We start from the raw sequence: 8,068 nt of genomic DNA, 5'->3' as shown, positions 1-8,068 counted from the left end.
GGGGGGGGGGGTGGTACCACCTCCTGGTCTCGAACCAGGGACCTCTTGATCCACAATCAAGCGCTCTAACCAACTGAGCTAAGGCGGCACGTATCGGGTGATTTACCCATGACGCCTGACGATTGCAAGACCGTTAAAGGCAGATTCTGGCGTTAAAGCCGCAGGTCCGCGACCATGCCTATCCCCTTGCCTCAGCGTCGCAACGGCGATACCTCATGGACACGCCAAGACAAAGAGGGTCCGATGGGTATCAACAGCGAAAGCGACATTGCGGGGAACTTGCAGATCGGTCCGACCACCGACGGCATGGTGCGTATCTATGTCGAGGCCGACGGCATCGAGCTTCCCTTCGACTTCGACCCCGAGGAGGCCGAGGAAATCGCCGACGAAATCCGCGCGGCCGCAGCAGGCGCCCGCGCGATGAGTAAGCCCAAAGGCAAAAAGCGCTAGTTCACGCAGGCGCCATTGCGGTAGCTGCCCACCGTGCGCACCACCTGCGACGGGGCCGCCTCGATGCGCCGCCCCGACAGCTCCGAGCGCAGCACCCGCCCCACCAGATCCGTCAGCGCGGTAACGCGGTAGCACGACACCGACGGCTCTGCATGGCCATAGCCCACGCCGCTGTCATCCGTCAGGAACATATACCGCCCGCCAGTCTGCACCGCCGCCTGCCGCATCAGGTATTCTGCCTCATCCCCCACGCCGCTGGCCCCCAACCCGAACACCTGCACACCTTTGACTGTCGCCGTGCGGGCCGCTTGCAGATAGGCCTTCGCGCGGTGGTCATGGGCTGGCGCGTCGGCCACATGGATCACCAACCGCTCGCCCTTGCCCTTGCGCCACGGCATATCTGCCGCCGAAGCCAAGGCCCGCGCCGCGGCCTCCGGATAGTCGCCCCCACCGTTCGCAGACTGCGCGCTCAGCCAGCTCTGCATCTGCCGCCGCTGCTTGGTAAAGCCGTAATTTTTCACCACATAGGCGTCTCCATCATCGCGGTAGACCACCAGCCCGTAGCGGATATCTACCCTCGGCGCGGCGCGTTTGGCCTGCCCGACAAAGCCCCTCAACTCCTTGGTCAGCCACGCGATTTCATCGGCCATTGACCCCGTGGTATCGACCACAAAAACCAGATCAAGGAACTCCGGCGACCAGCCGCCCTTGAACGGCAGTTGCATTTGCACCCGCTTGCCTGCCGTCAGCCGCCGCACCACCGGCGTGCCCTGGCCCTCGGGGATCGCCCGCAACTCCACCTCGCGCAGACGTCCTGCGCCGAGGCTGGCGGGGAAGACTGTTATCATCCCGTCCACACCCGAATAGCCGCTATAAAACGGCTGCGCCGCGCCGGGTTTGCTCAGGGTGACGCGCACGCCGGGGGCGGGCTTGCCATCCGCGCCGCGAAGTTGCGCCATGATCGGGTTGGACAGGTTCACCATCGGCAATCCCAACTTCTTGCGGGCCTTCGCCTGATAGCGGGTGAACGCCGCGAGGTTCAGCGCGTCGTCGATGTCGCCCGCCGTGATGACCCCCCGCCGCGCCGCGCCGGGGTTGGAGGCGGGTGGCAGAACCAAAGGCTCCGCCATCGCCGGAGGGGCGGCCTCAACCGCGACGGGGGACTCCATCCTTGGCTTCGATTCAGAAACGGGGATCTCGCAGCCAGCAAGAAACGCGGTGGCCAGAAGGGCGATGCGGGGAATGGAAATTATCTTGGTCATGGGGTACTCCAAATAATGTGTATTTTGCACATATTTCAAGTCCGCTTGCTCACGTCAAGAAAAATGTGCATATTGCGCATATGTTGGATTTACTCGATGCCCTCCTCGCCCCCTTCGCCCGCCTGATGGTGGCGCTTGGCGTGCCGTTCCCCGATCTGGCGGAACGGCTGAAAGCCCATTACGTCGAAGCCGCACGGGCGACATGCGACGGCAAACCCACCGACAGCCGCCTGTCGGTGATGACCGGATTGCAGCGCCGCGACGTGGCGCGGCTGCGGGATTTCCACCCCAACGAGCCGCGCCTGACGCATCTGTCGCGCCTCGTCTCGCTGTGGCAGACCGAGGACGATTACGCAGGCAAACCCCTGCCCAAAAGCGGCCCCGCCCCGTCCTTCGAGGCGCTGGCATGGGAGGTCCGCCGCGACGTCCACCCGCGCACGATGCTGGATACGTTGTTGGCCGCAGGCACGGTTTCAGTGGATGGCGAGACGGTCACCTTGCTGGAAACGTCCTATCAGCCACTGGCCGGGTCCGAGGACCAGATGGCCTACCTCGCCCGCAACATGGGCGACCATCTGAGCGCCGCCACCATCAACGTCACCTCCGACGCGCCGCCGTTCTACGAGCGCGCGGTGCATTACGCCGCCTTGTCGCCGGATCAGGTGGCAGCGCTGGAGCGGCAGTTCCGCGAGGGCCAAGCTGCGCTTCTGGATCAGATCAACACACAAGCCGCCGCGATGAAGGCCTTGCCATCCGACGCCCCGCCCGTCAGGTTCCGCGCAGGCGGATATTTCTACCATGAGGACGTGACATGAGGCGGTTAGCGGCGGCGATATTGGCACTGGCTTTGGCGGGCTGCGCGATGCCGGAAGCAGAGGTCGTGATCGCCGAGCCGGTGATGGAAGAGCCTGCAATCGAGGCCTCACCGGTTCCGAAAGCGAAGGTCGAGGCCTGCATTCCGGGCGAGGATGACGGCATCGGCGGCACAGGATGTTCGGTAGATTGAACGCTCTTGCGGGGTAACCCATGGGTTACCTCGGGTGTTGCGCCGTTAACTCTTTTGTGGAGCAAGGTCAGCCAAAGGCACCGTGCGCTTTTACACGTATTTCCAAGTTGTTAACCTAATCAAATCAAAAACACGCGGATTTTGATTTGATTAGACAAAACGCCCCAGATCCGGATCACGCAGCTGGTTCAGCCGCAGCGCCGCCACCCGCCCGAATTTCTGCACGATCACCTTGCGCCGCGCGGCGGCGAGCTTGTCCTCTGGCGACATGCGGATGATTTCGGCATCGTAAGCGTCTGCGATAATCAGGCCGGTGCCATCGGGCAAAAGATCGGTCGGGAAGTTCTCGTCCACCGCCCAGAAGTAGCGGTCGCACCAGTCCAGATAGCCTTCCCATTTGCAATCCGTCTGGAAATCCGCACGGGAGGATTTGCACTCCACCACCCACAACTCCCCCTTGGGGCCAAGCCCCATCACATCGACCCGCTTGCCGCGTTCCGGCACGAATTCCTCAAGGCAGGCGAACCCGTGCGAAGTCAGATGCCGCGCGACGCCACGGGCCAGTAGCTGGCCGGGTTGAAGGGGGTATGTCAGGTCGTTAGGCATGAGACGAATGTGAACAAAAGGTAAACAAAAATCAAGGGTGAGATATAGCTTGACATGATACCAAAAGGTTTCATATAAACTATGATACCATAAGGTTTCACTTTAGAGGCCCCTACCATGCAAACCCAGCAACCCACCTTCAAGGCTTTGGCCGATCCCACACGGCGCGAGATTTTGCGCCAGCTTGCAGACAGCGACATGACCATCGCGCAGGTTAGCAACAATTTCGACATGACCCGCGCCGCCGTCAAAAAGCACCTGACCGTGCTGAGCGATGGCGGCTTGATCACCGTGCGCACCCGAGGACGCGAACGGGTGAACGCCCTGAACCCCGAAGGCTTCGCCCCCGTGCGCGACTGGCTCAGCTTTTTTGAGCAGTTCTGGGACGACCGCCTTACCGATCTGAAATCCGCCATCGAAAAGGACCAATCCAATGACTGACACCATCATTCAGAAATCCATCTACCTGCGTGCAACCAAGGCTGAGGTTTGGGACTACCTGACCAAGCCGGACAAGCTGGCGATCTGGTTCCACAAACCCAAAGTGGCGCTGGCGGACGGGCAGGACTACGCGATGTTCGGCACCGAAAGCGGCGACAAGCTGATGTGGGGCAAGGTCAACGAAGCCCGCCCGCATGACTATCTGGAATATACCTTCACCATCGCGCCGATGGGCGACGCGACCAGCACGGTCAAATGGACGCTGGAAGATGTCGCGGGCGGCACCCGCCTGTCACTGGAGCATTCTGGCCTGCCGCAAGGGGCAGACGCGTTTGGCCTGACACTGGCGCTAGACAAGGGCTGGGACGAGCATCTGGGACGGATGCGCTCGGACGTACACGCGGAATAATCCTAGCGCGCGGCGGTGGTGTAGTTGGCCTTCATATAGGCCACGCCGTCGCGCACCATTTCCTCCAGAACGTCCATGTCGATATCAGCCAGCTTGTTGATATTGAGGCAGGATTTCCCATGCTTGACCTTGCCCAACCGCGACAGGGGTTCTGACAGGTCGCGGTAGCCGGGCAAGATATAGACGGACGTGTAGCTTTTGCGGGGGCTGAAGCCGGTGACCATGAAGTCGCCCTCCCGCCCACTGTCGTATTTGTAGTGGTAACGCCCGAAGCCCACAATCGCTGGTCCCCACATCTGCGCGGGCCAGCCGGTGATGCGGGTGAACAACGGCAACAGGACCTCGGCGTCGGCGCGGCGTTGAGGATGCTCGACGCTCGCGATCATGGCGGCGGGGTCGACGGGCTCCGGCTTGGTCTTGTTTTCCGATTTGGCCATGGGCATGCCCTTGCTTTGTGACCTGCGGAGGTCTATCTGCTGGAGTGACGGTTCTGCCCCTCTCGTATATGGGGACTACATTCCGGTGGCCTTAAGCAAATCCGCGGGAGCTGGCTCTGTCTGGACCCTGGTTCAGTTACCCGGCGCCCACCTGTACATACAGGTCTGCGGGAATAAGCTCCCCCACGGTTGCGGTGGTTCCGTCACTTACCCCCGATTTTCGACACGTACCGGAACCAACTGGCCACTGCTGGGCGGGGTGTAGTCGGTGTCGTCATCGGCAGGCTCCGCCATCGCCATGATCGCGCGGCCCATCTGGACCGAGGCGAAAGTGATGACGAAAAACACCGTCATGATGCCCGCCGCCAGCGGGCCGTCGGCGGTCTCCAGCACCAGATGACGCAGACCCACGACGTTGGACCAAATCAACAGCCCCGAGAACACGACGCCGGCAAAGGCACCGCCAAGGGCGTGCCGTAGCAGCAGTTTGATGAGCTTGGGCATGGGCAATCCTCCGTTGAGTCGACGCTTATATATAGTATAGGCCTTTTCCAGCCGGATGCCAGAAAGTGTGATCACGGGTCATTTCCATATGCGGCACACCGCGTTACCTGTTGATGCAGCAAAGAGGCATACTATGACACCTGCAAAGTTCTGGGACGGCGTTTCCGCGAAATACGCCAAGATGGCGATACGTAATCCCGAGCAATACTACCTGTCGCTGGAGCGCACGCGCTCCTACCTGCGTCCTGAGGACCGCGTGATGGAACTGGGCTGCGGCACCGGATCCACCGCGCTGCTGCTGGCCCCGGGCGTGGCACTTTACACCGGCTCTGACGTATCGCCGGGGATGATCGCGATTGCCAATGGCAAGCTGGCGGAGGCGGGTCAAAGCAATCTTGATTTCATCGTGGCGGATGCGGATAGCGATGCGCTTGGCACCGGCTATGATGCTGTTCTGGCGCACAATCTGCTGCATCTGGTGGACGACCTGCCCGCCACGCTGCGCCACGTTCACGACATCACCCGTGATGGTGGGCTGCTGATCAGCAAGACGCCGTGTTTCAAGTCAAAGCGCTGGCTGCTGGGGCCGCTGATCTGGGTGATGCAGCGGCTCGGCAAAGCGCCGGATGTGCGGTTTATCGGGCCTGATGAGTTGGAGCAGGAGATAGCAGCGGCGGGCTTCGAAGTTATTGAAGCCGAGGATTATGGCAGCCGGTATATCGTGGCGCGGAAAGGGTGAGTGGCGGCGGGGTGAACCCCGCCCTACTTGAACGCGTCAGGGCGGGCTTCGCGAGCCATGTGGTCGAGCACGGCGTTGACGAATTTGGATTCCTTGCCTTCGGGGAAGAAGGCCTTGGCGACGTCGACGAATTCCACGATCACCACTTTCGGGGGCGTTTTACCAGCGACCAGTTCGGCCCCCGCGGCGCGGAACAGCGCGCGCAGGGTCGGGTCGATGCGGTCGATGGGCCATTTGGCGACCAGCGCACGGTCGGTCATCTTGTCGATTGTCGACTGCTCGGCAACCGCGCCTTCCAGAAGAGCGCGGAAGGTGTCGACGTCGCCCTCGACCATTTCGTTGTCGTCGATCACCTCGCCGAAACGGTGGTCTTCGAACTGCGCGCGCACGGTGTCGATGCTATGGTCGCTATGCTCCATCTGGAACAGGGCCTGCACGGCATAGAGCCGCGCGGCGGAGCGCATGGCGCGTTTTTGGTTACCGGAAACAGAGGTCATGCGATCTGGAAACTTTCGTCATCGTCGTTGGAGCGCGGCAGGAATCCCACGCCCGAATTGGGAGCGCCGTATTTGCGCTGCAACGCGATGAGATGCAAGGCCGCAGCGGCGGCACCGCCACCTTTGTTTTGATCTTTCGGGTCGGCGCGGACCTCGGCCTGCTTTCGGGTTTCCACCGTCAGGATGCCGTTGCCGATATTTGCGCCCTGAAGGCCCAGCAGCATCAACCCGTGAGAGCTGTCATTGCAGACGGTGTCGTAATGCGTGGTCTCGCCGCGAATGATGCAGCCAAGCGCGACGAACCCGTCGAAATTGGACTGGCGAAACGCGATGCGGATGGCGGGCGGGATTTCCAGCGCGCCGGGGACGTTGATGATTTCCACGGTGGCGCCGGCCTTCTCGGCCTCGGCCTTGGCACCGGCGATCAGGTTGTCGGCGATGTCCTTGTAATAGGGCGACACGACGATGGCGAGCTTGACCGGCTTGTCGAACGCGGGCGTGTCCATGATGTGGTGCTGTTCTGCGGTGGCCATAGATCAGGCTCCTTCGATGGGGCGGGTGCCGGTGATGGACAGCCCGTAGGCGTCGAGACCGACGACCTTGGGGGACGGGGAATTGGTCAGAAGCTCCAGCTTCGACAGGCCAAGGGCCGCGAGTATCTGCGCACCGAGCCCGTATTGCCGCAGCGTGTTGGAGGACTGTCCGCCCTCCGGGTCGATCTTCATCTGCGTGTCGCGCAGCAGGACCACAACACCGCGGCCTTCCCTGGCGATGGTCTCCATCGCCCGCGCCATTTCGGATGCAGGGCTGGGGCCAAGGCCCAGCACGTCCTCGACCGGATTGAGCGCGTGCATACGGGTCAGCACCGGCGCGTCGGTGGTCAGGTCGCCCTTGGTGAGAACGATATGCTCGGCGCCTTGGGTCTCGTCGGTGAAGACGCGCATCATCCAGTCGCCGCCGAACTCGGATTTAACGGGGCGCTGTGCGGCCTCGTTGACCAGATTGTCGTGTCGGCGGCGATAGGCGATCAGGTCGGAGATCGTGCCGATCTTGAGGTTATGGCGCTGCGCGAAGGCGATCAGATCCGGCAGGCGCGACATGGTGCCGTCCTCGTTCATGATCTCGCAGATCACGCCGGACGGGTTCAGCCCAGCAAGGCGGGAGACGTCCACGGCGGCCTCGGTATGGCCTGCACGGACCAATACGCCACCATCGCGCGCACGCAGCGGGAAGACATGGCCGGGGGTCGCGATGTCCTGCGGGCCTTTGCCCGCGTCGATGGCCACGGCCACGGTGCGGGCGCGGTCATGGGCGGAGATGCCGGTGGTCACGCCCTCGCGCGCCTCGATCGAGATGGTGAACGCCGTTTCGTGGCGCGACGAGTTGTAGGACGCCATCAGCGGCAGGCCAAGCGCGTCGATCCGCTCCGACGTGAGCGTCAGGCAAATGAGACCACGGCCATGGGTTGCCATGAAGTTCACCGCCTCGGGCGTCGCCATTTGCGCGGGGATCACCAGATCACCCTCGTTCTCGCGGTCCTCGTGATCGACGAGGATGAACATGCGGCCGTTGCGGGCGTCCTCGATGATATCCTCGATGGGGGAAATGGCGTCGGTATATTCGTTCATGTGCAGCATCCTTTGATGGCCTGCCAATTAGAGGGTTTGACGGCGCTTGGGAAGGGTGCAGGGAGAAGTCGTGACGTCGCGGGAGGGGA

At 62.2% G+C, this 8,068-nt stretch carries 13 protein-coding genes, 1 tRNA gene and 1 other RNA gene; 7 read left to right on the top strand and 8 right to left on the bottom strand.

Features of this window, described 5'->3' with window-relative positions:
- Positions 1–11: 11 nt before the first annotated feature.
- Positions 12–88: transfer RNA gene (locus THALAR_RS01680), tRNA-His, on the bottom strand.
- Between the two features lie 155 nt (positions 89–243).
- On the opposite strand from THALAR_RS01680, the gene THALAR_RS01675 reads away from it, so the two are divergent.
- Complete coding sequence (locus THALAR_RS01675) at positions 244–450, top strand: DUF6324 family protein (RefSeq protein WP_021099732.1); 207 nt, start codon at positions 244–246, stop codon at positions 448–450.
- On the opposite strand, the gene THALAR_RS01670 is transcribed toward THALAR_RS01675, so the two are convergent.
- Positions 447–1,712 carry a VWA domain-containing protein gene (locus THALAR_RS01670; protein WP_021099731.1) on the bottom strand — a complete coding sequence of 422 codons (1,266 nt, stop codon included), beginning with the start codon at positions 1,710–1,712 and terminating at the stop codon, positions 447–449. The two genes, THALAR_RS01675 and THALAR_RS01670, sit on opposite strands and share 4 nt — an antisense overlap.
- Before the next feature lie 80 nt (positions 1,713–1,792).
- Between THALAR_RS01670 and THALAR_RS01665 the strand changes: the two genes are divergently transcribed.
- Positions 1,793–2,527, top strand: coding sequence for a DUF6502 family protein (locus tag THALAR_RS01665; protein WP_051153550.1), 735 nt, complete (start codon positions 1,793–1,795; stop codon positions 2,525–2,527).
- Positions 2,524–2,718 (top strand): hypothetical protein, encoded by a 195-nt coding sequence (locus THALAR_RS01660; protein WP_021099729.1) that lies wholly within the window; start codon positions 2,524–2,526, stop codon positions 2,716–2,718. The genes THALAR_RS01665 and THALAR_RS01660 overlap by 4 nt, the downstream gene beginning before the upstream one ends.
- A gap of 150 nt (positions 2,719–2,868) precedes the next feature.
- Here THALAR_RS01660 and THALAR_RS01655 read toward each other — a convergent pair whose 3' ends face one another.
- Positions 2,869–3,324, bottom strand: a complete 456-nt coding sequence (locus THALAR_RS01655; RefSeq protein WP_021099728.1) for an MmcB family DNA repair protein — start codon at positions 3,322–3,324, stop codon at positions 2,869–2,871.
- 117 nt (positions 3,325–3,441) lie between these two features.
- Between THALAR_RS01655 and THALAR_RS01650 the strand changes: the two genes are divergently transcribed.
- Both THALAR_RS01650 and THALAR_RS01645 read left to right on the top strand, forming a co-directional pair.
- Positions 3,442–3,765 carry an ArsR/SmtB family transcription factor gene (locus tag THALAR_RS01650; RefSeq protein WP_021099727.1) on the top strand — a complete coding sequence of 108 codons (324 nt, stop codon included), beginning with the start codon at positions 3,442–3,444 and terminating at the stop codon, positions 3,763–3,765.
- Positions 3,758–4,174: an SRPBCC family protein gene (locus tag THALAR_RS01645; RefSeq protein WP_021099726.1), complete on the top strand. Its 417-nt coding sequence runs from the start codon at positions 3,758–3,760 to the stop codon at positions 4,172–4,174. Before THALAR_RS01650 ends, THALAR_RS01645 begins: the two co-directional genes overlap by 8 nt.
- A 2-nt stretch (positions 4,175–4,176) precedes the next feature.
- Here THALAR_RS01645 and THALAR_RS01640 read toward each other — a convergent pair whose 3' ends face one another.
- The gene (locus THALAR_RS01640) at positions 4,177–4,611 is read right to left on the bottom strand and encodes a DUF1801 domain-containing protein (protein ID WP_021099725.1); all 435 of its coding nucleotides are present in this window, start codon (positions 4,609–4,611) and stop codon (positions 4,177–4,179) included.
- A 47-nt stretch (positions 4,612–4,658) separates the two neighbouring features.
- Here THALAR_RS01640 and ssrS point away from each other — a divergent pair.
- Positions 4,659–4,816, top strand: a non-coding RNA gene (ssrS, locus tag THALAR_RS19055) — 6S RNA.
- Positions 4,817–4,818: 2 nt separating this feature from the next.
- Here the strand turns inward: ssrS and THALAR_RS01635 are convergent.
- Entirely contained in the window at positions 4,819–5,115 is a 297-nt protein-coding gene (locus tag THALAR_RS01635) for a hypothetical protein (RefSeq protein ID WP_021099724.1), read from the bottom strand.
- 133 nt (positions 5,116–5,248) lie between these two features.
- Here THALAR_RS01635 and THALAR_RS01630 point away from each other — a divergent pair, with 133 nt between their 5' ends.
- Positions 5,249–5,854: a class I SAM-dependent methyltransferase gene (locus tag THALAR_RS01630; protein WP_021099723.1), complete on the top strand. Its 606-nt coding sequence runs from the start codon at positions 5,249–5,251 to the stop codon at positions 5,852–5,854.
- Between the two features lie 23 nt (positions 5,855–5,877).
- On the opposite strand, the gene nusB is transcribed toward THALAR_RS01630, so the two are convergent.
- The 3 genes from nusB to ribB are packed head-to-tail and all read right to left on the bottom strand — an operon-like array spanning position 5,878 to position 7,979.
- Positions 5,878–6,351 (bottom strand): transcription antitermination factor NusB, encoded by a 474-nt coding sequence (gene nusB / locus THALAR_RS01625; protein ID WP_021099722.1) that lies wholly within the window; start codon positions 6,349–6,351, stop codon positions 5,878–5,880.
- The gene (locus tag THALAR_RS01620; RefSeq protein WP_021099721.1) at positions 6,348–6,884 is read right to left on the bottom strand and encodes a 6,7-dimethyl-8-ribityllumazine synthase; all 537 of its coding nucleotides are present in this window, start codon (positions 6,882–6,884) and stop codon (positions 6,348–6,350) included. The genes nusB and THALAR_RS01620 overlap by 4 nt, the downstream gene beginning before the upstream one ends.
- Positions 6,885–6,887: 3 nt before the next feature.
- On the bottom strand, positions 6,888–7,979 hold the full coding sequence (ribB, locus tag THALAR_RS01615; protein ID WP_021099720.1) for a 3,4-dihydroxy-2-butanone-4-phosphate synthase: 1,092 nt from the start codon (positions 7,977–7,979) through the stop codon (positions 6,888–6,890).
- Between the last annotated feature and the right edge of the window lie 89 nt (positions 7,980–8,068).

The sequence above is a fragment of the Litoreibacter arenae DSM 19593 genome, from assembly GCF_000442275.2.
In the GTDB taxonomy this organism is placed as follows: Bacteria; Pseudomonadota; Alphaproteobacteria; order Rhodobacterales; family Rhodobacteraceae; genus Litoreibacter; species Litoreibacter arenae.
The sequence above is the reverse complement of the archived record's forward strand: the minus strand, read 5'-3'. Positions and strand labels throughout refer to the sequence as shown.

What these genes read in the sequence shown, in the direction of transcription:
- THALAR_RS01675 (WP_021099732.1), top strand. Translation starts at nt 244, where the DNA reads ATGGGTATCAACAGCGAAAGCGACATTGCGGGGAACTTGCAGATCGGT.
- THALAR_RS01670 (WP_021099731.1), bottom strand. Translation starts at nt 1,712, where the DNA reads ATGACCAAGATAATTTCCATTCCCCGCATCGCCCTTCTGGCCACCGCG.
- THALAR_RS01665 (WP_051153550.1), top strand. Translation starts at nt 1,793, where the DNA reads ATGTTGGATTTACTCGATGCCCTCCTCGCCCCCTTCGCCCGCCTGATG.
- THALAR_RS01660 (WP_021099729.1), top strand. Translation starts at nt 2,524, where the DNA reads ATGAGGCGGTTAGCGGCGGCGATATTGGCACTGGCTTTGGCGGGCTGC.
- THALAR_RS01655 (WP_021099728.1), bottom strand. Translation starts at nt 3,324, where the DNA reads ATGCCTAACGACCTGACATACCCCCTTCAACCCGGCCAGCTACTGGCC.
- THALAR_RS01650 (WP_021099727.1), top strand. Translation starts at nt 3,442, where the DNA reads ATGCAAACCCAGCAACCCACCTTCAAGGCTTTGGCCGATCCCACACGG.
- THALAR_RS01645 (WP_021099726.1), top strand. Translation starts at nt 3,758, where the DNA reads ATGACTGACACCATCATTCAGAAATCCATCTACCTGCGTGCAACCAAG.
- THALAR_RS01640 (WP_021099725.1), bottom strand. Translation starts at nt 4,611, where the DNA reads ATGGCCAAATCGGAAAACAAGACCAAGCCGGAGCCCGTCGACCCCGCC.
- THALAR_RS01635 (WP_021099724.1), bottom strand. Translation starts at nt 5,115, where the DNA reads ATGCCCAAGCTCATCAAACTGCTGCTACGGCACGCCCTTGGCGGTGCC.
- THALAR_RS01630 (WP_021099723.1), top strand. Translation starts at nt 5,249, where the DNA reads ATGACACCTGCAAAGTTCTGGGACGGCGTTTCCGCGAAATACGCCAAG.
- nusB (WP_021099722.1), bottom strand. Translation starts at nt 6,351, where the DNA reads ATGACCTCTGTTTCCGGTAACCAAAAACGCGCCATGCGCTCCGCCGCG.
- THALAR_RS01620 (WP_021099721.1), bottom strand. Translation starts at nt 6,884, where the DNA reads ATGGCCACCGCAGAACAGCACCACATCATGGACACGCCCGCGTTCGAC.
- ribB (WP_021099720.1), bottom strand. Translation starts at nt 7,979, where the DNA reads ATGAACGAATATACCGACGCCATTTCCCCCATCGAGGATATCATCGAG.